The organism is Rhizobium sp. Nf11,1, assembly GCF_050587665.1.
GTDB lineage: Bacteria > Pseudomonadota > Alphaproteobacteria > Rhizobiales > Rhizobiaceae > Rhizobium.
The window spans coordinates 369,133-390,782 of the sequence record NZ_JBOBHU010000001.1; the positions used below are offsets into that span (position 1 = coordinate 369,133).

Consider the following 21,650-nt stretch of genomic DNA (forward strand, 5'->3'; position numbering starts at 1 on the left):
GGCTTCGAGTTATCTCCGGCTGAGCGGAAATTGATCTGGATCGCTGGTCCACGGATCGAAGACCGCTGCGCCGGAGAAGCGCGTATCTCGGACGTTTCGCGTGACCAGATAGAGATTGTGCTCGATTGCCGTGGCGGCCAGCATCGTGTCGACAACCGACGGTGCATGTCCGGTCCTCAGTTTCACGCGCCCGGAAATGGCGCCCCAATGCCTGACGGCTGTGTCGCTCAGCGAAAGAACGCGTTGCGAAAACCTCTCTTCCAGTGCATCGCGGGAGGCAGCATAGCGATAGCGGTTCTGATCGTCCTCAGGCAGATTTTCGATGCCCTTGTCGTATTCCGCCAGCGTGAGGATGCTGATGAACATCCTCTCCTCGTCTTGAGCCGCAGCCCAGGATTTGACGGAGGGGGCACCGTTCGGGTTGATCAGAGCGGCAATGACGTTCGTATCGAGCAGCCAGCCGATCACAGCTCGGCATCCCGCCCGTAATCGGCCTCTCGCTCAAGGTCGAGCTCCTTGAGGTCAAGGCTTTCCATGAAAGCGACGAAAGGCTTCTTCGGCTCAGCTTTGGTCAGATGGTCGAGCTCTTCGACGCTGATGACGACGACGCTGTCCCGGCCGCGAACCGTCACGCGCTGTGGTCCTTCGCTGCGGGCGCGGCGAACCACCTCGCTGAAGCGCGCTTTCGCGTCCTCGAGCTTCCAGCTTTGCTTCGTGATTTTTTTCATGCCATTCATCTCTCGATCGAATCTGGTCAGATAGTCAGATTTATATCTCGAGCGAAGAGGATTTTCCAGTCCGATGCTTTCCCGGAAGGATGCGGCGCTGGCAATTCCAGTCACCGGTGCCGATTGCGGGCCGCAATTTCCTCTCTTCCTTTTCCCGGCAAAAACGCCTATGAACCGGCGCTATGACGAAACCTCGGCTGGCAATGACGATACGAATTATCGGCCCGGCCTTCCGCGCGCGCTAAGCGGCCGGGAGGTCCGGGTTTTTGGCGCTTGCGAGCAGGCGCTTCCGCCGCCACCTATTTTCACGTCCGTTGCGCCCCTCCCTGGGCCGCCAGAAACGATTGTCACACATGACCGAAACAGCCGAAAAGATCGATTACTCGAAGACCCTCTATCTGCCTGAAACCGATTTCCCGATGCGCGCCGGCCTGCCGCAGAAGGAGCCGGAGCTCGTAAAGCGCTGGCAGGAGATGGATCTTTACAAGAAATTGCGCGCCTCTGCCGCCGGCCGCGAGAAGTTCGTCCTTCACGACGGCCCGCCCTATGCCAATGGCAACATCCATATCGGCCATGCGCTGAACAAGATCCTCAAGGACGTCATCAACCGCTCGTTCCAGATGCGCGGCTATGACGCCAACTACGTGCCCGGCTGGGATTGCCACGGCCTGCCGATCGAATGGAAGATCGAGGAGGAAAATTATCGAGCCAAGGGCAAGGCCAAGCCTGACCTGACCGAGCCGTCGGCGATGATCGAATTCCGCCGGGAGTGCCGCGCCTATGCCGAAAAGTGGATCGCGATCCAGGGTGGCGAGTTCCAGCGCCTCGGCATCATCGGGGATTTCGAAAACCCATACCTGACGATGAACTTCCATGCGGAGAGCCGCATCGCCGGAGAACTGTTGAAGATCGCCCAGAGCGGCCAGCTCTATCGCGGCTCCAAGCCGATCATGTGGTCGGTCGTCGAGCGCACTGCGCTGGCGGAAGCCGAAGTCGAATATCAGGACTACGAGAGCGACACGATCTGGGTGAAATTCCCGGTAAAGTTCGTCTTGCGTGATGGTGCCGAAGCCAAGTTTCATCTTCTAGACGCTTCAGTCGTCATCTGGACGACGACGCCTTGGACAATCCCCGGCAACCGGGCGATCGCCTATTCCTCACGTGTTGCCTACGGCCTTTATGAGGTGACGGCTGCCGAGAACGATTTTGGCCCGCGCCCGAGTGAAAAACTGATCTTTGCCGACAAGCTGGCTGAGGAATCCTTTGCCAAGGCGAAGCTGCAATACAAGCGCCTTGCCGATGTCACGGCTGACGATCTCGCCGGCGTCACCTGCGCGCATCCGCTCAAAGGTCTCGGAGGCGGCTACGAATTTGCTGTGCCGCTGCTCAACGGCGACCACGTCACCGACGATGCCGGTACCGGTTTCGTGCACACCGCGCCGAGCCACGGCCGCGAAGACTTCGACGCCTGGATGGCGCATGCCCGGGAGATCGAGGCGCGCGGCATCGAGACCAAGATCCCGTTCCCGGTCGACGACGGCGGCTTCTACACGGCGGATGCTCCCGGTCTGGAAGGCGCACGCGTCATCGACGACAACGGCAAGAAGGGCGATGCCAATGATCGTGTCATCAAGGCGCTGATCGAACGCAATGCGCTTTTTGCCCGCGGCCGCTTGAAGCACCAGTATCCGCATTCCTGGCGTTCGAAGAAGCCTGTCATTTTCCGCAATACGCCGCAGTGGTTCGTCTATATGGACAAGACGCTGCCGGACGGGACGACGCTGCGCAATCGGGCCCTCGGCGCAATCGACGACACCCGCTTCGTGCCGGCCGCCGGCCAGAACCGTCTGCGCGCGATGATCGAGCAGCGCCCGGACTGGGTCCTTTCCCGTCAAAGAGCCTGGGGCGTGCCGATCTGCGTCTTCGTGAATGAGCAGGGCGAGGTCCTGAAGGACGAGGCCGTCAACCAGCGCATCCTGAACGCTTTCGATGTCGAGGGCGCAGACGCCTGGTTTGCGGAAGGCGCCAAGGAGCGCTTCCTCGGCAACGAGCATGACCCGGCCAAGTGGACCCAGGTCATGGATATCCTCGACGTCTGGTTCGACTCGGGCTCCACGCACACCTTCACGCTGGAAGACCGCCCGGACCTGAAATGGCCGGCCGACCTTTATCTCGAAGGGTCCGACCAGCATCGCGGCTGGTTCCATTCTTCGCTCTTGGAATCGGCTGCCACCCGCGGCCGCGCGCCTTATAACGCCGTCCTCACCCATGGTTTCACCATGGACGAGAAGGGCGAGAAGATGTCGAAGTCGAAGGGCAACGTCACCTCGCCGCAGGAGGTGATGAAGGATGCCGGCGCCGACATCCTGCGTCTCTGGGTCATGACCTCGGACTACGCTGATGATCTCCGCGTCGGCAAGACGATCATCCAGACCAATGTCGATGCCTATCGCAAGCTGCGCAATACCATCCGCTGGATGCTCGGCACGCTTGCCCACGACAAGGGGGAGGTCATCGCGCTTGCCGATCTGCCGGAGCTGGAGCAGCTGATGCTGCACCGTCTCTCCGAGCTCGATCAGCTCGTGCGCGAGAATTACGATGCCTTCGACTTCAAGAAGATCGCCCGCGCATTGATCGACTTTGCCAATGTCGAGCTCTCGGCCTTCTACTTCGACGTCCGCAAGGATGCGCTCTATTGCGATGCGCCATCCAGCCTCCGCCGTCGCTCGGCGCTCTATGTCATCCGCATGATCTTCGACTGCGTGGTGACCTGGCTTGCGCCGATGCTGCCGTTTACGACGGAAGAGGCATGGCTCTCACGCAATCCCTCGGCTATCTCGGTCCATCTGGAGCAGTTCGCTCCGGTCGCCAAGGAATGGCGCAACGATGCGCTGGCCGAAAAGTGGAGGAAGATCCGCGCGATCCGCAGCGTCGTGACCGGCGCGCTCGAAATCGAGCGCAAGGATAAGCGCATCGGTTCCTCGCTCGAGGCGGCGCCCGTTGTCTATGTCGCCGATGCCGCGCTTCGCAAGGCGCTCGAGGGCCAGGATTTCAGCGAAGTCTGCATCACCTCTGGCATCACGATCAAGTCAGATGCCGGCCCGGCCGACGCTTTCCGCTTGGCCGAGGTGCCTGACGTCGCCGTAGTGCCGAAGCCTGCCGAAGGCGTCAAATGCGCCCGTTCCTGGCGCATCACCACCGATGTCGGTTCTGATCCGGACTATCCCGACGTCTCGGCGCGCGACGCCGCCGCCTTGCGCGAACTCGGCATCCGCGCCTGAAGATATTTGCCGGGTGAATTGCCATTGCGGCGTTCATCCGGTAAAAGCTGCCTGAAAATGGCCGGATTTTTGCGTCAGGGGGACGGTTGTCCGGTAGGGCGACGATTGCACCGGTGGCTGGAAGGGTTTTCATGTTCGCAACGCATTGGTTCCGTATGGGCGCCTGCCTGTCTGTTGTCATGGCGGGATGCTCCCTTGTGTCCGGCTGCGCCAGCAGCCCGACCTACGGCACCGACAAGACCGCCATGGAGCAGCTGACCGACGATCTTGGCCAGTCCGTGTCTCTGACCGGACCGGAACCGAAGAACAAGGGCGTCAAATATACGCCGCGCCCGACGCTGGTGCTGCCGGCTGAGGGCCAGCGAGAGACCCTCGTCGCGCCGCAGCCGACGGTGGCCAACAAGGACAATCCGCAATGGCTTGAATCGCCGGAGGAGACCCGCGCCCGCCTCGTCTCCGAGGCTGACGCCAATTCGGACAATCCGAATTACCGCTCGCCGCTGGCAAGCTCCGCCATCGAAGGCGGCCGCCGCACGACCGAAGCCCAGACCCAGGCCTATCGCGAGGCCCGCGCCCTGCAGAAGGGCTCCTACGTCGATCAGCGTCGCTACATTTCCGATCCGCCGCCCGGTTACCGCACCGTCGACGACCCGGCCAAGCTCGATGACGTCGGCGAGCCGGAGCTCAAGAAGCAGAAGAAGCGCAAGAAGGACGCGGCAATCGCCAATTCCGGCAAGCAGTGGTGGAACTTCCTGCAGTAGCAGCTTTTACCGGCCTGTAGCCCATGCTTTTTGGTTGGTTCGAGTTCATCGATATCACCGGACCGGCCCCTCATCCGCCTGCCGGGATGACGGTGTTGTGCAGGCCCTGAGATTACGGCGCCTCTCTTCGTTCCGCAAAGAATCGCCGCAAAATCTCGGCCGACTGCACCTCATTGATTCCCGAATAGACTTCCGGCGCGTGATGGCAGGTCGGTTGCGCATAGAATCGCACGCCATTGTCGACGGCGCCGCCCTTCGGATCCTCGGCGCCGTAATAGAGCCTGCGGATGCGCGCAAACGAGATGGCTGCCGCGCACATGGTGCAAGGCTCCAGCGTCACATAGAGATCGGCGCCGGTAAGGCGCTCCTGCCCAAGTGCCTCGCAGGCGAGCCGGATTGCGGCGATCTCGGCGTGCGCGGTAACGTCGTTGAGCTCGCGCGTGCGGTTTCCCGAGCGTGAAACAGCAATATCGTCGACAACGACGACCGCGCCGATCGGCACCTCGCCGCGTTCTCCGGCGGCACGCGCTTCTTCAAGCGCCATCTCCATGAAACGATTTGTCTTCACGATCGCAAGAATTTCCACTTAACCGCAGATGCGTGACCTGATAGACAGGCCCAAAAGGCAGGCAAACAGCAAATGACACCCAAAGACAAGCCAAAACGCCCGGGCGCAAAGCCCCTTTCACGGGATAACAGGCCGAAGGCCGGTCCGAAGGCGGGCGGCGCGAAGCCGGCGAAGGCTGCAGCCGCGCGTCCGGCGGCGGCCGAAACCGGCAGCGACACCAAGGCCGAACGCATTTCCAAGGTGATGGCGCGCGCAGGCGTCGCCTCCCGCCGCGACATCGAGCGCATGATCATGGAAGGCCGTGTGACGCTGAACGGCACGGTTCTCGAAACCCCCGTCGTCAACGTCACGCTTGCAGACCGCATCGAGGTCGACGGCGTGCCGATCCGCGGCATCGAGCGAACCAGGCTCTGGCTCTATCACAAGCCGGCAGGCCTGGTGACCACCAATGCCGATCCGGAAGGCCGTCCGACCGTCTTCGACAACCTGCCGGAAGAACTGCCGCGCGTCATGTCGATCGGCCGGCTCGACATCAACACCGAAGGCCTGCTGCTGCTCACCAATGACGGCGGCCTCGCCCGGGCCCTCGAACTGCCGGCGACCGGTTGGCTGAGGCGCTACCGCGTTCGCGCCCATGGGGAGATCGATCAGGAAGCGCTCGACAAATTGAAGGACGGCATCGCCGTCGACGGCGTGCTCTATGGATCGATCGAGGCGACCCTCGACCGCACCCAGGGCTCGAATGTCTGGATCACCATGGGCCTTCGCGAAGGCAAGAACCGCGAAATCAAAAATGTGCTCGGCGCGCTCGGTCTCGATGTCAACCGCCTGATCCGCATTTCCTATGGGCCGTTTCAGCTCGGTGACTTGCCGGAAGGCCATGTCGTCGAGGTGCGCGGCCGCACATTGCGTGACCAACTCGGCCCGCGCCTGATCGAGGAAGCCAAGGCGAATTTCGACGCGCCGATCTACAATGCGCCCGCAGTCGCTGCCGAAGAAGAGGAAGAGGCTTCGGCACCGGCCGCACCAGCAAAGCGCGAGCGGCCGCGACGCGAGGAGGATAAGCGCGAACGGGCGCTGAGCCGCCTCGACACCAAGCGCGACGATCGCCCCGGCGGGCGCAGAGACGACGATCGTCGCGGCGGCCGCAGGGATGAAGAAAAGCCCAAGCGCGCCCAGCCGCTCGGCCAGCGCCGCAGCGCCAATGTCTGGATGGCGCCCGGCGCCCGGCCCCTCGGCGAGAAGGCGGCAGCCAAGGCCGCCAAGAATGCGCAGACCGCGCGCCGGCGCGGCGAACAGCCGGCGGCAAAGACCAATGCTTTCGATCGCATCGAGGATCGTCCGCGCACGCCGATCAACCGTGTGCGCGAAGAGGACGGCGAATGGATCCGCTCGAGCGAGCAGCCCCACCGCAAGGATGAGGGCGAAGGCCGCGGCCACAAGCGCTCGTTCGGCGATCGCCCGGCCCGCGAAGACCGCGGTTATGGCGACCGCCCGGCGCGTGGCGAAGGCCGTGCAGAGCGTTCGCGCGGCGACCGGCCATTCGGCGACAAGCCGCGCGGCGATCGCAAGCCGCGCGCGGATGGTGATGAGCGTCCCCGCGCCGCCAGAGCGTCCACCGGCGAGAGTCGTTCTGAGCGTCCGCGCAGCGACCGCCCCTTCGGCGATCGACCTTCGCGTGGCGATCGACCTTTCGCCGGCAAGCCGCGTGGCGATCGAAAGCCGCGCGAGGAGGGTGACGAGCGCCCGCGGACAGCCAGAAGCTTTGCCGGCGAGGGGCGTTCCGAGCGTCCGCGCGGCGAAAGATCGTTCGGCGACAAGGCTGTGAGCGGCAAGCCTTCGGGCGATAAGCCGCGCGGCAAGGGCTTTGCTGGCAAGCCCGGTGGACCCAAGAATTTTTCCGGCAAACCTAAGGGCGCCAAGCCAGGCGGTGAAAGGCCGGCCGGGGACAGGCCGGCGGGCGGTCCGTCCAGAGGTGGTGCTCGAGGAAAGGGAATGACGCGCGGTGCGGATCGTCGGCGGTGAGTTTCGCGGACGGCCTCTCGCCGTGCCAAAATCCAACGACATCCGGCCGACCGCCGACCGGACGCGCGAGAGCCTGTTCAATATTTTGAGCCATGCCTATCCGGAATGTGTCGACGGCACCCGGATCCTCGATCTTTTTGCCGGGACCGGCGCCGTCGGCCTCGAAGCCGTCTCGCGCGGCTGTCGTCATGCGCTCTTCGTCGAAAACAGCGTCGAGGGCAGGGCGCTGCTCTGGGAAAACATCGATGCGCTCGGTCTGCATGGCCGCACCCGCATCCTGCGCCGCGATGCGACCGATCTCGGCAGCGTCGGCAATCTCGAGCCTTTCGACGTGCTCTTTGCCGACCCGCCCTATGGCAAGGGCCTCGGCGAAAAGGCGATGGCGGCGGCCGCCGTTGGCGGCTGGCTGCGGCCGGGGGCGATCGCGGTACTCGAAGAACGCGCCGACATTGTCGTTTCGGTCCACCCTTCCTATGTTTTTCTCGAAAGCCGCATCTTTGGCGACACCAGGGTGCATTTCTTCCGATATCAGCCGCAATAGGCGCAGGGGCGGGGCGTGCAGCAGGCAGAGATCATCAGTCCTAAACTGCCTGCGATCAGCGATTTGCCGACGGTCGCTGTCGCCTTCGGCGGCGGCGGCGCACGCGGCCTGTCCCATATCCACATCATCGAAACCCTCGACGAACTCGGCATCCGCCCGGTGGCGATTGCAGGTTCGTCGATCGGCGCGATCATGGGGGCGGGCATGGCCGCCGGCATGTCCGGCGCCGAAATCCGTGAACATGCGCTGGCGACCGTCGGCAACAAGACCGCCGTCGTTGCCCGCATCTGGGGCATGAGGCCGACGACAGTGCGCGATGCGGTGGCCAAGGGCATCCGCATCGGCCAGTTCAATCTGGAACGGATCCTGAAAGCTTTTCTGCCGTCGGAGCTGCCGGCCCGATTTGAAGATCTGCTGGTGCCAATGAAGGTCATCACCACGGATTATTACGGGCAGAACGAGGTGATCATCGAAGAGGGCGAGCTGTTTCCCGCACTGGCCGCCTCGTCCTCCATCCCCGCCGTTTTCATGCCGGTGCGCCTGCGCGGCCGCGTGATGATCGATGGCGGCATCAGCAATCCTGTGCCTTATGAGTGCCTGATGGATCTTGCCGACATCGTCGTCGGCGTCGATGTCGTCGGCGCTCCCGAGGGCGACGGCACCCATATCCCGAACCGCATGGAGAGCATCTTCGGTTCCGGACAGCTGATGATGCAGACGGCGATCTCCCTGAAGCTGAAGCTTTGCCAGCCGCACATCTTCCTGCGCCCGACGGTCGGCCGCACCGGCGTGATGGATTTCCTCAAGGCTCGCGAAGTGCTGGCCATGTCCGTCGGCGTCAAGGACGATCTGAAATTCGCCCTCGACCGCGAGATCGAAGCGCGGCTAAAACGCTAAGGAACCTTGCACGGGCACCGTTGCCGGCGTCCGCGAGACATGCGCCAGCGGTTCAGCGAGCATCGCTTCGGCTATGAGGTCGGCATCGTCATTGTCGATTTCAAAGAGACCAAAGCGCAGTCGATAGCCCCAGCCTGTCCGATCGCTCGTGAAAGATAGCCGATCGAGCAGCGGCCGGATGGGCGTTTCAATGGCCCGCCACCAGACGACATCCCGCCTCCAAGGGCGGAAGCCGGGGTGAGCCTCCACTTGATATGCCGCCGTTTCCTCGACCACGCCGATGGCCGTGAACGCCTGCAGGCGATCCTTGCCGCCAAACGTTTCAGTCGGCGAATAGTAAATCACGCGGTCCCCTGGCGCGCTCCGCTTGAGCGGAGCGGCCTTGCCGTGACAGACTTGCATGAACCCGGCTGCGCGCCCGATGCGGACGTGGTTTGCTGATGCGACGGCAATCCAGCTGCGGGACATGGTTCAGTCCTCCGCGACGTTGTAGACGCGCAAGCGATGCCCGTCGGGATCGGCAGCAACAAAGCTGCGGCCGAAATCGAGGTCGGTCGGCGGCAGAAGGATCGCCGCGCTCTTGCCCTGCCATTCGATATGGAGCCTATCGACCATGTCCGCTGTCGCGACTTTGAAACCGACCTCGCAGCCGCCGCCCGCAGCAGCCGGCGCCGGCTGGACGCCCGTCCGGCCCCACAGTCCGAGCGCCAGGCCCGAAGGCAGAATGAACATTGCGAAGGTCGGGCTGGCCTCCACAGGATCTTGCCCGAGCAGCCGCGCATAAAAGCTGGCGCTCTTCGGCGCGTCGGTTACGAAAAGTAGAATGCTGTTGCTGTCGAACACGATAAACCTCCTGTATGTTGGGCAGGAGAATATTTAGAGAGACATGCTGACAGATTCTGGCAGCAGCCCCACTGTTTTGAACTGCTCGACCGTCGCAGCTCCGGCAACAGGTTTATGCGTCCGCCACCGCATTCGCGACTCCCGCCAGCGGATCGTCCTCGAAAGGATCGGCGGTGCGCTTCGGCTTGACCAGCGGTTCGGGCCGCACCGGATGGGAAAACAGCATGTCGCGCCCCGCCTGCAGCCCTTCGGAGACCTGCAGCACCAGCCGCGCCTCGTCGCGCTTGCGGATATCCTCGCCGATTTCATAGGCATCGACCTCCGAGACGCCGAGCGCCTCCAGCGTCCGCCGTCCAAACAGCAGGCCCGATTCCAGCGTTTCGCGCAGCTCGTAATCAATCCCCTTGTTGCGCAGTTCGATCGAATGGATTCGGTCATAGGAGCGTACGTAAAGGCGCGTCTGCGGATAGTCCGCTTGCACCAGTTCGACCACCTTGTCAGTGATCTCCTTCTTCTGTGTGCAGACGAGGACGATCTTCGCCCGGTCGATGCCGGCCGAGCGCAGCACGTCCTTGCGGGTGCCGTCGCCGAAATAGATGCGGAAGCCGAAGGAGGAGGCCTGGCGGATGCGGTCGGCGGAAAAGTCGATGACGGTGACGCTGCGCCCGCCGGCAAGCAGGATCTGGGCGGCGATCTGGCCGAAACGTGAGAAACCGACCATCAGCACGTCGGCGCCCGCACCTTCGAAATCCTCGTCGAGCTCTTCCTGTTCATCGCCGTTGAGCAGCCGCTTCGACAGCGCCGCGCCGATCGGCGTCAGCGCCATGGACAGCGTGACGATCGCCACCAGCAGCGATGCCGTGCTCGTCGACATCAAGCCGACGACGCCCGCAGTGGTGAACAGCACGAAGCCGAATTCGCCGCCTTGCGGCAAGAGGAAGGCGATGCGGATCGCGTCATTGTGCGGAGATCCCGATATCCGGCAGAGACCATAGATGATAATCGCCTTGACGGCCATGACGATCGGCACCGTGACGATGACGAAGAGCGCATTGTCGACGAGAACGTCCAGCTCCAGCGACAGGCCGACGGCGATGAAGAAGATGGCGAGCAGCACGCCGCGGAAAGGCTCGATGTCGGCCTCCAACTCGTGCCGGTAGGAGGATTCGGCCAGCATCACCCCCGAGAGGAAGGCGCCCATCGCCATCGATAGTCCGGCAAGCTGCATCAGGCTTGCCGATCCCATGACGACAAAAAGGGCGGCCGCGATCATGGCCTCGCGGGCCCCTGTGCGGGCGATGATCTGGAAGAGCGGCGTTAATAGATAACGCCCGGCGACGATCATCGCCGCCACGGCGCCGACGGCCACGGCAAAATCGGTGAGCGGCGTATTGCTGCCCTTGCCGCTGCCGTCGAGAACGGTGATCAGCGCGAGCAGCGGCACGATCGCCAGGTCCTGGAACAGCAGCATCGAGAAGGAGCGCTGCCCGTATCTCGTGTTGACGTCGCCATCGCCCTCAAGGATCTGCATGGCGAAGGCCGTCGAGGACAGGGCCAGGCCGAAGCCGGCGACGATGCTGCCGCGCCAATCGAGAATTTCAGAAAACCAGGCGAGCGCGGTCAGCGCCAGCCCTGTCACCACCACCTGCGCCGTGCCGAGGCCGAAGATGTCGCGCCGCATCTGCCAGAGGCGGCTTGGCTTCAGCTCCAGGCCGATGATGAAGAGCAGGAAGACGACGCCGAGCTCGGCGACGGCAAGGATCTGTTCGCCGTCGGTGATGCCGTGGAAGACCGGGCCGATGACGATGCCGGCGGCGAGATAACCGAGCACCGTGCCAAGCCCCAGCTTCTTGAAGATCGGAGCGGCGACCACCGCGCCGCCGAGCAGCAGGATCGTTTCGGAGAAAAGGTCGTTGGGCGCTGACATGCTGGCAATTTCTTTCGACGGCGGGAAACATCCTGGCAGCCCCGGCAAAGAATCGGCGGCGGCGGCCTTGATGCCAAGGAGAGTGCACAATAAATGGAAGCCGAAGGAAAGGCCAAATCATGTCCTCTGAAATCGATTCTTCGACACTTCTTTCCCGCGCAAGTCAATTGATCGATCTGGCAAGGAAGGCAGGGGCCGACGCTGCCGACGCCGTGGTCGTTCGCTCTCGCTCGCAATCCGTCAGCGTCCGGCTTGGCAAGGTCGAGGGGACGGAATTGTCGGAAAGCGACGATTTTTCGCTGCGCGTCTTCATCGGCCAGCGCGTCGCCAGCGTTTCGGCCAATCCGGGCTTCGATCTCCAGGCGCTGGCCGAGCGTGCCGTCGCCATGGCCAACGTTTCCCCGGAAGACCCCTTCGCATGCCTGGCGGACGAGGCGAACCTTGCCAAGTCCTATCCCGACCTGCAATTGCTCGATGCCACCGACGTGTCCTCCGAGATGCTGCGCGAGGCGGCTCTTGCCGCCGAGGCGGCCGCACTTGCGGTCAAGGGCGTCACCAATTCCTCCGGCGCCGGCGCGTCGGCCGGCATGGGCGGTCTTGTTCTCGCCACGTCGCACGGTTTCCAAGGCAGCTACATGGCCTCCCGTTTCGGCAATTCCGTCAGCGTCATCGCAGGCGAAGGCACGGGCATGGAGCGCGACTATGATTTCGACAGCCGGCTTTATTACGCCGAGCTCGACGATCCCGCCGAAATCGGCCGCCGCGCCGGCGAACGGGTGGTCAAGCGCGTCAATCCGCGCCAGGTGCCGACCGGCAAGAACGTCACCGTCGTCTTCGATCCGCGCGTCGCCCGTGGTTTTGTCGGCCATATCGCCGGTGCGATCAACGGTGCCGCCGTCGCCCGAAAGACCAGCTTCCTGCGTGACAGGATGGGTCAGCAGGTGCTGAAGTCGGGCCTTTCGATCACCGACGATCCTCTGATCGTGCGCGGGCCTTCCTCGCGTCCCTTCGACGGTGAGGGCGTGTCCGGCGAGCGGCTTGTCATGATCGAAGACGGTGTCCTGAAGCACTGGTTCCTCTCGGCCTCGACGGCCCGCGAGCTCGGCCTGCAGACCAATGGCCGCGGCGTGCGCGGCGGCAGCGCCGTCACGCCATCTTCCACCAACCTCGCCTTGGAGCCGGGCGAGATCTCGCCGGAGGAACTGATCCGCAGCATCGGCAACGGTTTTTACGTCACCGAACTAATCGGCCACGGCGTCAACATGATCACCGGCGAATACAGCCGCGGCGCCACCGGCTTCTGGATCGAGAACGGCGAACTCACTTTCCCGGTATCCGAGGTGACGATCGCCTCGAACCTCAAGGAGATGTTCATGCGCCTGACGCCGGCAAACGACATCGACCGCAAGTTCGGCGTCGCGGCTCCGACCCTCGCGATCGAAGGCATGACGCTCGCCGGGCAGTAAAAACGGGCAGGAATGGAATGACGGGATGAGCGATAGGGAAAAGCTGCGCTGGCAGAGCGATCTCGCCTTGATCGCCGATGCTGCGAAGGAGGCCGGCGCGGTCGCCTACGGCTTCTTCAACCAGTCTCCCGAGGTCTGGTGGAAGAACGGCGACCGCTCTCCAGTCAGCGCCGCCGATTTCGCCGCCAATAAGACGCTTGAAACAATCCTGCGTAAGGCGCGGCCGGATTATGGCTGGCTGTCTGAGGAAACCGAGGACGATGAAGACCGCCTGTCGCGCGAGACGCTTTTCATCGTCGATCCGATCGACGGCACGCGCGCCTTCCTCGGCGGGCAGCAAGTCTGGTGTGTCAGCGTCGCGGTCGTGCATCGCGGCCGCCCGGTTGCCGGCGTGCTCTATGCACCGGCGCTCGAAGAGCTCTACGAGGCCGTCGACGGCGGCGTGGCGCTGAAGAACGGCACGCCCTTCACTGTTTCCGCCGCCGGGCCGGACGAGATGAGCCGGCTTGCGATCGGCGAAGACCTGTTGAAGACCTTTCCGCCGGCGTTCCGTGACCGGGTGAGACGCGAAAAATATGTCCCCTCGCTGGCCTATCGCATCGCCATGGTGGCAGACGGCCGTTTGGAAGCCACCTTCGTCAAGGGCAATTCGCATGACTGGGACCTTGCCGCCGCCGATCTCGTTCTGGCCTGCGCCGGCGGCGGGCTTGTAGACCTCGACGGCAAGTCCATCGTCTATAACAGGGCCGACGTCACCCATAAGGTCCTCTGTGCGGCGCCGGCGCCCCGTATTGATGAGTTCCTCGCGGCCTTCGCCGGGCGACGAGACAGTTGACGTTTCCGTCAAAATCCCGCAGATGAGGTGGCGGAGGAACTAGGCAGAAAGAGAACAAGAAAATGACTGACTCCGGTGACAAGAAACAGCTTTTGCACCTCGTTTTCGGCGGCGAACTCGAAAGCCTCGAAGATGTCCAGTTCCGTGATCTGGACGGCCTCGATATCGTCGGCATTTTTCCCGACTATGCCTCGGCGCTGACGGCCTGGAAGGCGAAAGCCCAGCAGACGGTCGACAACGCACATATGCGCTATTTCATCGTCCACATGCACCGTCTGCTCGATCCGCAGCAAAAGGCTGGGGGCAACTGACCTCGGCAGCCGCAGCCAGCCGAACGGGCCTTCGTGCATCGGGCGCCCGTCGATCCGGATCGTTTGACGCATTCTGAACAAATTGATCGGCCATTCCGGCCGCAACGATAATAAGGGAATGGGTTTGATGTCGATCGTCTTGGGTCGGAGGCTGGCGCGATGAGCTCCCGGATGGCGCGGCTCGGTCTGAGCACATACCGTCTGGCGGGGACCGTGGCTTCCCCGGTCGTCGGCCTCTATCTGACCTACCGCACGGCCAAGGGCAAGGAAGACCGTGCGCGCCGCCTGGAACGCTTCGGCTATCCGAGCGCCAATCGGCCCCAGGGTCCGCTCGTCTGGTTCCACGCCGCAAGTGTCGGCGAAACCAATGCGGTCATACCGCTGATCCGCGAAATTCGCCGCCGCGACATTCATGTCATCCTGACCACCGGCACCATCACCTCCGCCAGACTCGCCGCCGAGCGCCTCGGCCAGGAGGCGATCCATCAATATGTGCCGCTGGATCTGAAGCCATCCGTCAGCCGCTTCCTCGATTATTGGCAGCCCGATTGCGCGATCATCGCCGAATCCGAAATCTGGCCGGCGACGGTGCTGGAACTCGGCCGTCGCCGCATCCCGCAAATCCTGGTCAATGCCCGCATGTCGGACCGCTCCTTTGCCCGTTGGCGCGGCCGCCCGTCGATTGCTGAGGCCTTGTTCGAAAACCTCGCTCTCGTCATCGCCCAATCCGATGTCGATGCCGAGCGGTTTCGCGATCTCGGTGCCGTTCCCGTCATAACCTCGGGCAATCTGAAGGTCGATACCGATGCGCCGCCTTATGACAGCGCTGTCTTCGCCCGCTACAAGAAGCAGATCGGCGATCGCAAGACCTGGGCGGCGATCTCCACCTTTGACGGCGAGGAAAATGCCGCCGGCATCGTCCATCGCGCCCTGAAGGAGCGCGATCGTCAATTGACGATCATCGTGCCCCGCCATCCCGAGCGCAGCGACGAGATCGAGGCGGCGCTCGTCAAGCAGGGGCTGAAAGTCGCCCGCCGGACCCGCGACGATGTCCTCTCCGCCGATGTCGATATCTTTCTCGGCGATACGATCGGCGAAATGGGGCTTTATCTCCGTCTGACCGAAATCGCCTTCGTCGGCCGCTCGCTCTTTGCCGAGGGTGGTCAGAACCCGCTGGAGCCTGCCATGCTCGGCTGCGCCATCCTCTCCGGCGGCAATGTGCAGAATTTCCGCGAGGCCTATCAGAAGCTCGCCCGCAGCGGCAGCGCCCGAATGGTGCGCGATACCGAAATGCTGGCCAAGGGCGTGCATTACCTGCTGACCAACGATGAAGCCCGCCGTAACATGATCGAGGCCGGCGTCGCCACCGTGCACGAGATGCGCGGCGCACTGTCGGCGACGGTGAAGGGGCTCGAACCCTATATCAATCCGCTGACGGTCAAGGCGCGTTTGCTGCCCAGGACCGCAGCCCAGGTTTGAGGAGACGCGATGTCGGGCCCGGCGCATATCAAAGGCATCCTCTTCGACAAGGACGGCACGCTGCTCGACTATGATGAGAGCTGGCTGCCGGTCAATCGCGAGCTTGCCCGCATCGCTGCTGAGGGCGACCCGCTTTTGGCCGACCGGCTGCTGTCCGCCTGCGGCATGGATCCGGTGAGCGGTCATATCGTCCCCGACAGCCTGCTCGCCGCCGGCAATACAAGGCAGATCGCCGAGGGACTCGTCGCCGCCGGGTCGATGGTCGACATCGACGAATTGACGATCCGTCTCGACGACCTCTTTTCCGGCGCCGCTGAATTTTCCGTGCCGGTGACCGACCTTGCCGGCTTCTTCGCAAGGCTGCATCGGCGTGGTTTCAAGCTCGGTGTCGCCTCCAGCGACAATGAGCGCTCCATCCGCCAGACGGCGGAGCGCTTCGGTTTCGCCCACTATGTCGATTATATCGCCGGCTACGACAGCGGCTTCGGCGTCAAGCCGGAGCCAGGCATGGTGCTCGGCTTCTGCGCTGCGACCGGTCTTCTGCCTGAAGAGGTCGCCATGGTCGGCGACAACAATCACGATCTGCACATGGGCCTAAATGCCGGCGCGGGACTGAGGATCGCCGTGTTGACGGGAACCGGCTCGCGCGATTCACTTGCTGCGGCTGCCCATCATGTGCTCGACGATATCACCGCCCTTGAGACGCTGCTGCCTGATCTGCAGCCGGCCTGATCGGTAAAGGCTTGCATTTTCATCGATTTTAATCTCTCAATCCGGCCGGGAAGACGAAATTCTCTGGCCGGCGGGGAGCGGGACGGCAAAATGATTTCAGAAGCGCCGCCGTTCTGGTGGAGGAAAGCCGATTGGCGGGCCTGGCTGCTGGCGCCGCTTTCCTTTGTCTACGGCCGTGTCGCCGGCCATCGCATGGTCCATGCGCGCCGCGCCTCGGTTTCCGTTCCAGTCATCTGCGTCGGCAATTTCACAGTCGGCGGCGCCGGCAAGACGCCGACGGCGTTGACGCTCGCCCGCGCCGCCAAGGCGAAAGGCCTGAAACCCGGCTTTCTCAGCAGAGGTTACGGCGGCTCGCTCGACGTGACGACCGTGGTCGATCCCCATCATCACCGGGCGGTCGCCGTCGGCGATGAACCGCTGTTGCTCGCCCAGGAGGCGCTGACGGTGATTTCCCGCCGGCGCGTCGACGGTGCTCGGCGTCTGGTGGCGGAAGGCGCCGATCTCATCATCATGGATGATGGTTTTCAGAGCGCCCGGCTGGCGATCGACTATGCGCTGCTCGTCATCGACGCGACGCGCGGCCTTGGCAATGGCCATATCGTGCCGGCCGGCCCGGTCCGTGCGCCGATCCGCCAGCAGCTGCGTTCGGCGACGGCGCTGCTGAAGGTCGGCGGCGGCAATGCTGCCGACGCGATCGTTCGCATGGCGGCACGCGCGGCAAAGCCCTATTTCAACGCATCGCTGAAGGTGCGCGGCGACGACCGACTTGCCGGCATCAAGGTGCTCGCCTTCGCTGGCATCGCCGATCCCGCCAAATTCTTCCGCACCGTCGAATCGCGCGGCGCCGAAATAGCCCTCGCCAAGAGCTTCGGCGACCACGAGCATCTGACCGAGGAGGAGATCGACGACATCCTGACGACCGCCGAACGCCAGGATCTCCTGATTGTCACCACGTCAAAGGATTTCGTTCGTCTCTCCGGCCATCACGGCAAGGCGGAGCAACTGGCGAAAAAATGCCGGGTGATCGAAGTCGACATGGTCTTCGAGGATCATCTCGCCCCGAGCCTGATCATCGACCGGGCGATCGTCGCCTGTCGCGAGCGGCGTTTAAGGGAAATGAAAGTTAAGAGCTAACGCCGCTGGTTCGGCAGCATGCCGGCACGTTTGTCGGCTTCGATTGCAGAAATAACGTCGGCATAGGGCTCCTGGCGGGCGACGCTCCAGTAGCGCAGTTCGTCGAGCGGGATGTTTTTTCCGGTCATCGCACAGACGACATAGGAGCCGGGCGAGAGAATCTGGAAATCGCCGTCGAGATAACGGATCTTCGCCTCGCGGTTTCCGTGCCCTTCGAACAAATTCATGCGCTCCGTTCCCTGCAACTTGTCATCCGTCTGCCATACTCCCGCAAAGGCGGCTTTGCCAGCTTTTTCAGCTTCTGCCGAAAAGCCGCTCAATGTCGCTGAGCTTCAATTCGATATAGGTCGGCCGGCCGTGATTGCACTGGCCGGAGCCGGGCGTCACTTCCATTTCCCTCAGCAGCGCGTTCATTTCCTCCGGCCGCAGCCGCCGGCCGGAGCGAACCGATCCATGGCAGGCCATGGTCGCCGCCACATATTCGAGCTTGGCCGACAGGCCCGACGCCGTATCCCATTCGGCAATCTCGTCGGCGAGCTGGCGGATCAGGCCATGGACGTCGACCTCGCCGAGCATGGCCGGCGTTTCGCGCACCGCGATCGCCCCGGGACCGAAGCGCTCGATCGCCAGACCGAGTTCGGCAAACTCTGCCGCATATTGCATCAGCCGGTCGCAATCCTCCTCCGGAATGTCGACGATCTCGGGGATCAGCAGCACCTGCGAGGCCAGCCGCTTTGAATGCAGCGCCTTGCGCATCGCCTCGAACACCAGCCGCTCATGCGCCGCATGCTGATCGACGATGACGAGCCCGTCCTCGGTCTGGGCGACGATATAATTGGCGTGGATCTGCGCCCGTGCCGCGCCGAGCGGATAACGCCCGGCCGGTTCAGGCGCAGCAGGCTGTGGCGAAGACTGCGTCTCGGCCCGCGCTGTCGGCATCGAAAGTCCGTCGAAAGCGGCTTGGGATCGTTCGCTGAAACCCGTTGCTGGCTGATAGGGGCGGGATGGCGAGGTCTCCGCCGACCATGGCGCCTGCGAGCGTTGGGCAAAGGGCTGGAAACCGGGGCGGAAGGCGCGCAGCATATCGCTCGCGCCGGTCGTTGCCGCCCGGCTGCCGTCGCGCGCGAGCGCCTCGCGAATGGCGCCGACGATCAGGCCGCGCACCAGGCCTGGATCGCGGAACCGCACGTCGGATTTGGCCGGATGCACGTTGACGTCGACGAGGGCCGGATCGAGAGCGATCGACAGCACCGCCACCGGATAGCGCCCGGACGGAATCGTCTCGGCATAGGCGCCGCGGATCGCCGAGAGGATCAGCTTGTCCTGCACCGGGCGGCCGTTGACGAAGGCATATTGATGGGCGGAGTTGCCGCGATTGAAGGTCGGCACGCCGGCAAAGCCGGTCAGCGTGGTCTCCTCGCGTACGGCGTCGAGCGCAATGGCGTTGTCGCTGAAGTCTTTGCCGAGCACCTGCGCCATGCGCGCCAGATGATCGTCGCCCGTTGCCGGAAATTCCAGCGTCGCACGGTCGGAGCCGGACAGCACGAAGCGCACGGCGGGAAAAGCGATCGCCATGCGTTTGACGATCTCGGTAATCGCACCCGCCTCGGCCTTTTCCGTCTTCAGGAATTTGAGCCGCGCCGGCGTGGCGAAGAACAGGTCGCGGACTTCGACGATCGTGCCGGGATTGGCGGCGGCCGGCCTCAGATGCAAGACCTTGCCGCCGGCAACGGCGATCTCGTGGCCGCCGGCGCTGTCGCGCTTACGGCTTGCGATGCTGAGCCTCGCCACGGACCCGATCGAAGGCAGTGCCTCGCCGCGGAAGCCGAGCGTTCTAATATCCTCGAGCGTTTCGGAGATCTTCGAGGTGCAGTGGCGCCTGATCGCCAGTTCCAGATCGGCCGCGTCCATGCCGCAGCCGTTATCGCTGACCCGCAGCAGCGCCTTGCCGCCGCCTGCCGTGGCGATCTCGATGCGCGTCGCTCCGGCATCCAGCGCGTTCTCGATCAATTCCTTGGCAGCGCTCGCCGGCCGTTCGATGACTTCGCCGGCGGCGATCTGGTTGATGAGCGTTTCGGAAAGCTGTCTGATGGCCATGAGCTATTTTCGAGGATTCGCGGGCGGGAGGGAAGGGGTTTCCGACCGCTTGGTGGAACTGTGATCCGCGGCTCCCCCGCATTCAGGGATCGGTAGTGTTAAGCCGGTTTTAACAGAAAAATGGCATTTTTAATCACACACCTCCAGAAGCCGCGAAATCGAACAGATGTGGGACGAAATGGAATGAGTGCCGGCTTCGAAAAGGCGGACACATCATCAGAGACCGACGGGACGCTCGCCGGGGCCGATCTGCAGACGGCGCTCTTCGATGCGGTGTGCGACAGCCTTTCGGCAGCGTTCATCATCTACGACAAGAACGATCATCTGATTTTCGCAAGCCGCCAGATTCTCGAATTCTTCCCCTTGCCGCCCGAGATGCTGAAGCCGGGCATCCGGCTGCGCGATTTCCTGGGCGCGATCTACGATACCGGCGTTCGCCAGCAATATGATATCAGGCAGAGCGGCTCGATGAGCCGCGAGGACTGGCTGTCGCAGAAAATCGCCTCGCATTGGCGCGAGCGCTTCGAATCCGTCGAGCGACATGGCGCCGACAGCTGGGTCCGCTTCGTCAAGCGCAGGCTGCCGAGCGGTTACGGCGTCACCGTCGTTTCCGATATCTCCGAGGACAAGAAGCGCGAGGCGCAGTGGCGCTCGGACCTGGAGCGGGTGCAGCTCACCGAAGACATTCTCGATAATCTGCCGTTCCCGCTTTTCGTCAAGGATCGCAACCTCACCTATGTTGCGGTGAACCTCGCCTTTTGTGAGAAATATCAGAGGAGCGCCGACGAGGTGCTCGGGCGCAAGAGCGGCGATCTCTTCTCACCTGAGATCGCCAAGCGCTTCGAAGAAAGCGATCGTCATGTGCTGGAGACCGGCGAAATGTCTATCTCCCGCCAGCGGCAGATCTCCCGCGACGGCATCGAGCGCGACATCGTCAGCCGCAAGCATCGCATCGGCAAGCCCGGCCGCTATTTCCTGGTATCGACCATGCAGGACCTGCCGCGCGACGGTGCCGATCTCGAGGACTTCGATCGCGCCTCGGCGATCACCGCCTCCGCCAACCAGAGTTATCGCCGCGCCTATGTGCCGGTGCCGAGCGCTGTGGAGCGCCGCGAGCCGGCGGCGATGGAGGCGATCGTTCCGGAGAATTTCTCCGGCCGCAAGATCCTCGTCGTCACCGCCGACCTAGCCGCCGAGACAGCCGCTCTGCGGACGCTGTCGAAATATGGTTTCGAATCCTGCTCGGTGCGTGGTGAGGATGAAGAGGAGCGGTTCCTGGAAATCGCCACCTCCTCCGGCATTTCGCTCGATCTCTTGATCATCGACAATCAGATGGGCATGCGCTGCCTCGAGCTTTCCGAGCAATACGGAATTCCGGCGTTGGTCATGGACGGCTTTCAGATCGCCAACGAGCTCACCTTCCAGATCGCCCGTCATTTCAATCGCAACAGCCGCAATAGCGGTGACGGGGCGGACGCGGATTGGGAAATCAGTACTTCCGACGATACGGCCGGCCTGCAGGTTCTCGTCGCCGAAGACAACGATATCAACCAGATCGTGTTTTCACAGATCCTCGAGGGCCTCGGCTATCGTCATATGATCGCGGCGACTGGCGACGAGGTCGTGCGCCTCTGGGCCGAACACCGGCCCGGCGTGGTGATGATGGACATTTCGCTGCCGGGCTTCAACGGCTTCGAGGCGGCGCGCCTGATCCGCCAGATGGAGGAAGCCGGCGGCGCTGGCCGCACCCCGATCATCGGCGTGCTGACCCAGGCCTTCGAGCGCGATCGCGCCGAATGCGCCAAATCGGGCATGGACGACGTCATCATGAAGCCCGTCAGTCCCGACATGCTGGAGACGATATTTCAGAAATACCTGACGGAAGAGGCCGCGCCGGTTCGAGCGAGCGGATGAGACGAAGTCCGCTTGCCTCCTCCGGTATAACGCAACCTCCCCAAATCTGGGGTAGATCAGCCCGTCAAGGCGGCTGATTTACTAGCGAATTGTTAAGAAATGCCGGTCATT

The 21,650-nt window shown here is 63.2% G+C and carries 20 protein-coding genes; 12 read left to right on the forward strand and 8 right to left on the reverse strand.

Annotated elements, in window-relative coordinates; genetic code table 11:
• Positions 1 to 9: 9 nt before the first annotated feature.
• The gene (locus ACQ7C1_RS01810) at positions 10 to 468 is read right to left on the reverse strand and encodes a type II toxin-antitoxin system VapC family toxin (RefSeq protein WP_430957092.1); all 459 of its coding nucleotides are present in this window, start codon (positions 466 to 468) and stop codon (positions 10 to 12) included.
• Positions 465 to 728, reverse strand: a complete 264-nt coding sequence (locus ACQ7C1_RS01815; RefSeq protein ID WP_430957093.1) for a type II toxin-antitoxin system Phd/YefM family antitoxin — start codon at positions 726 to 728, stop codon at positions 465 to 467. Before ACQ7C1_RS01815 ends, ACQ7C1_RS01810 begins: the two co-directional genes overlap by 4 nt.
• A 353-nt stretch (positions 729 to 1,081) precedes the next feature.
• Here ACQ7C1_RS01815 and ileS point away from each other — a divergent pair, with 353 nt between their 5' ends.
• Together ileS and ACQ7C1_RS01825 are read left to right on the forward strand one after the other, a co-directional pair.
• A complete protein-coding gene (ileS, locus tag ACQ7C1_RS01820) occupies positions 1,082 to 4,009 on the forward strand; it encodes an isoleucine--tRNA ligase (RefSeq protein WP_430957094.1) in 2,928 nt (975 codons plus the stop codon).
• Between the two features lie 131 nt (positions 4,010 to 4,140).
• On the forward strand, positions 4,141 to 4,770 hold the full coding sequence (locus ACQ7C1_RS01825; RefSeq protein ID WP_430957095.1) for a hypothetical protein: 630 nt from the start codon (positions 4,141 to 4,143) through the stop codon (positions 4,768 to 4,770).
• Between the two features lie 112 nt (positions 4,771 to 4,882).
• Here the strand turns inward: ACQ7C1_RS01825 and ACQ7C1_RS01830 are convergent, their stop codons facing one another.
• Entirely contained in the window at positions 4,883 to 5,320 is a 438-nt protein-coding gene (locus tag ACQ7C1_RS01830) for a nucleoside deaminase (protein ID WP_097597863.1), read from the reverse strand.
• A gap of 90 nt (positions 5,321 to 5,410) precedes the next feature.
• Here ACQ7C1_RS01830 and ACQ7C1_RS01835 point away from each other — a divergent pair, with 90 nt between their 5' ends.
• From ACQ7C1_RS01835 to ACQ7C1_RS01845, 3 genes are read left to right on the forward strand one after another with little or no spacing between them, the layout of a single operon-like run.
• Positions 5,411 to 7,363 carry a pseudouridine synthase gene (locus tag ACQ7C1_RS01835; RefSeq protein WP_430957096.1) on the forward strand — a complete coding sequence of 651 codons (1,953 nt, stop codon included), beginning with the start codon at positions 5,411 to 5,413 and terminating at the stop codon, positions 7,361 to 7,363.
• Positions 7,344 to 7,904 carry a 16S rRNA (guanine(966)-N(2))-methyltransferase RsmD gene (gene rsmD, locus ACQ7C1_RS01840; RefSeq protein ID WP_088396576.1) on the forward strand — a complete coding sequence of 187 codons (561 nt, stop codon included), beginning with the start codon at positions 7,344 to 7,346 and terminating at the stop codon, positions 7,902 to 7,904. Before ACQ7C1_RS01835 ends, rsmD begins: the two co-directional genes overlap by 20 nt.
• A gap of 15 nt (positions 7,905 to 7,919) precedes the next feature.
• Entirely contained in the window at positions 7,920 to 8,801 is an 882-nt protein-coding gene (locus ACQ7C1_RS01845; RefSeq protein WP_097597788.1) for a patatin-like phospholipase family protein, read from the forward strand.
• On the opposite strand, the gene ACQ7C1_RS01850 is transcribed toward ACQ7C1_RS01845, so the two are convergent.
• The 3 genes from ACQ7C1_RS01850 to ACQ7C1_RS01860 form a co-directional block, all read right to left on the reverse strand.
• Entirely contained in the window at positions 8,790 to 9,269 is a 480-nt protein-coding gene (locus ACQ7C1_RS01850; RefSeq protein WP_430957097.1) for an EVE domain-containing protein, read from the reverse strand. The two genes, ACQ7C1_RS01845 and ACQ7C1_RS01850, sit on opposite strands and share 12 nt — an antisense overlap.
• A 3-nt stretch (positions 9,270 to 9,272) precedes the next feature.
• Positions 9,273 to 9,644: a VOC family protein gene (locus ACQ7C1_RS01855; protein WP_085777117.1), complete on the reverse strand. Its 372-nt coding sequence runs from the start codon at positions 9,642 to 9,644 to the stop codon at positions 9,273 to 9,275.
• Between the two features lie 112 nt (positions 9,645 to 9,756).
• Entirely contained in the window at positions 9,757 to 11,571 is a 1,815-nt protein-coding gene (locus ACQ7C1_RS01860) for a monovalent cation:proton antiporter-2 (CPA2) family protein (protein ID WP_430957098.1), read from the reverse strand.
• A 119-nt stretch (positions 11,572 to 11,690) separates the two neighbouring features.
• Here ACQ7C1_RS01860 and ACQ7C1_RS01865 point away from each other — a divergent pair, with 119 nt between their 5' ends.
• From ACQ7C1_RS01865 to lpxK, 6 genes are all read left to right on the forward strand, one after another.
• On the forward strand, positions 11,691 to 13,037 hold the full coding sequence (locus ACQ7C1_RS01865; protein WP_430957099.1) for a TldD/PmbA family protein: 1,347 nt from the start codon (positions 11,691 to 11,693) through the stop codon (positions 13,035 to 13,037).
• 25 nt (positions 13,038 to 13,062) lie between these two features.
• Positions 13,063 to 13,872, forward strand: a complete 810-nt coding sequence (locus ACQ7C1_RS01870; RefSeq protein WP_097597783.1) for a 3'(2'),5'-bisphosphate nucleotidase CysQ — start codon at positions 13,063 to 13,065, stop codon at positions 13,870 to 13,872.
• 62 nt (positions 13,873 to 13,934) lie between these two features.
• Complete coding sequence (locus ACQ7C1_RS01875) at positions 13,935 to 14,183, forward strand: DUF4170 domain-containing protein (protein WP_085777121.1); 249 nt, start codon at positions 13,935 to 13,937, stop codon at positions 14,181 to 14,183.
• A gap of 159 nt (positions 14,184 to 14,342) precedes the next feature.
• Positions 14,343 to 15,662: a lipid IV(A) 3-deoxy-D-manno-octulosonic acid transferase gene (gene waaA, locus ACQ7C1_RS01880; RefSeq protein WP_085777122.1), complete on the forward strand. Its 1,320-nt coding sequence runs from the start codon at positions 14,343 to 14,345 to the stop codon at positions 15,660 to 15,662.
• A gap of 9 nt (positions 15,663 to 15,671) precedes the next feature.
• Positions 15,672 to 16,394: an HAD family hydrolase gene (locus tag ACQ7C1_RS01885; RefSeq protein ID WP_430957100.1), complete on the forward strand. Its 723-nt coding sequence runs from the start codon at positions 15,672 to 15,674 to the stop codon at positions 16,392 to 16,394.
• 90 nt (positions 16,395 to 16,484) lie between these two features.
• The gene (gene lpxK, locus ACQ7C1_RS01890; protein ID WP_430957101.1) at positions 16,485 to 17,528 is read left to right on the forward strand and encodes a tetraacyldisaccharide 4'-kinase; all 1,044 of its coding nucleotides are present in this window, start codon (positions 16,485 to 16,487) and stop codon (positions 17,526 to 17,528) included.
• On the opposite strand, the gene ACQ7C1_RS01895 is transcribed toward lpxK, so the two are convergent.
• Positions 17,525 to 17,755, reverse strand: a complete 231-nt coding sequence (locus ACQ7C1_RS01895; RefSeq protein ID WP_011424196.1) for a DUF2093 domain-containing protein — start codon at positions 17,753 to 17,755, stop codon at positions 17,525 to 17,527. The two genes, lpxK and ACQ7C1_RS01895, sit on opposite strands and share 4 nt — an antisense overlap.
• Positions 17,756 to 17,822: 67 nt before the next feature.
• The gene (gene mutL, locus ACQ7C1_RS01900; RefSeq protein WP_430957102.1) at positions 17,823 to 19,625 is read right to left on the reverse strand and encodes a DNA mismatch repair endonuclease MutL; all 1,803 of its coding nucleotides are present in this window, start codon (positions 19,623 to 19,625) and stop codon (positions 17,823 to 17,825) included.
• Positions 19,626 to 19,808: 183 nt separating this feature from the next.
• Here mutL and ACQ7C1_RS01905 point away from each other — a divergent pair, with 183 nt between their 5' ends.
• A complete protein-coding gene (locus ACQ7C1_RS01905) occupies positions 19,809 to 21,539 on the forward strand; it encodes a response regulator (protein ID WP_430957103.1) in 1,731 nt (576 codons plus the stop codon).
• The last annotated feature ends 111 nt before the right edge of the window (positions 21,540 to 21,650 follow it).

What these genes read in the sequence shown, in the direction of transcription:
- waaA (WP_085777122.1), top strand. Translation starts at nt 14,343, where the DNA reads ATGAGCTCCCGGATGGCGCGGCTCGGTCTGAGCACATACCGTCTGGCG.
- ACQ7C1_RS01815 (WP_430957093.1), bottom strand. Translation starts at nt 728, where the DNA reads ATGAAAAAAATCACGAAGCAAAGCTGGAAGCTCGAGGACGCGAAAGCG.
- ACQ7C1_RS01865 (WP_430957099.1), top strand. Translation starts at nt 11,691, where the DNA reads ATGTCCTCTGAAATCGATTCTTCGACACTTCTTTCCCGCGCAAGTCAA.
- lpxK (WP_430957101.1), top strand. Translation starts at nt 16,485, where the DNA reads ATGATTTCAGAAGCGCCGCCGTTCTGGTGGAGGAAAGCCGATTGGCGG.
- ACQ7C1_RS01905 (WP_430957103.1), top strand. Translation starts at nt 19,809, where the DNA reads ATGAGTGCCGGCTTCGAAAAGGCGGACACATCATCAGAGACCGACGGG.
- ACQ7C1_RS01860 (WP_430957098.1), bottom strand. Translation starts at nt 11,571, where the DNA reads ATGTCAGCGCCCAACGACCTTTTCTCCGAAACGATCCTGCTGCTCGGC.
- ACQ7C1_RS01875 (WP_085777121.1), top strand. Translation starts at nt 13,935, where the DNA reads ATGACTGACTCCGGTGACAAGAAACAGCTTTTGCACCTCGTTTTCGGC.
- ileS (WP_430957094.1), top strand. Translation starts at nt 1,082, where the DNA reads ATGACCGAAACAGCCGAAAAGATCGATTACTCGAAGACCCTCTATCTG.
- ACQ7C1_RS01895 (WP_011424196.1), bottom strand. Translation starts at nt 17,755, where the DNA reads ATGAATTTGTTCGAAGGGCACGGAAACCGCGAGGCGAAGATCCGTTAT.
- ACQ7C1_RS01850 (WP_430957097.1), bottom strand. Translation starts at nt 9,269, where the DNA reads ATGTCCCGCAGCTGGATTGCCGTCGCATCAGCAAACCACGTCCGCATC.
- ACQ7C1_RS01825 (WP_430957095.1), top strand. Translation starts at nt 4,141, where the DNA reads ATGTTCGCAACGCATTGGTTCCGTATGGGCGCCTGCCTGTCTGTTGTC.
- ACQ7C1_RS01830 (WP_097597863.1), bottom strand. Translation starts at nt 5,320, where the DNA reads ATGGAGATGGCGCTTGAAGAAGCGCGTGCCGCCGGAGAACGCGGCGAG.
- ACQ7C1_RS01870 (WP_097597783.1), top strand. Translation starts at nt 13,063, where the DNA reads ATGAGCGATAGGGAAAAGCTGCGCTGGCAGAGCGATCTCGCCTTGATC.
- ACQ7C1_RS01885 (WP_430957100.1), top strand. Translation starts at nt 15,672, where the DNA reads ATGTCGGGCCCGGCGCATATCAAAGGCATCCTCTTCGACAAGGACGGC.
- mutL (WP_430957102.1), bottom strand. Translation starts at nt 19,625, where the DNA reads ATGGCCATCAGACAGCTTTCCGAAACGCTCATCAACCAGATCGCCGCC.
- ACQ7C1_RS01835 (WP_430957096.1), top strand. Translation starts at nt 5,411, where the DNA reads ATGACACCCAAAGACAAGCCAAAACGCCCGGGCGCAAAGCCCCTTTCA.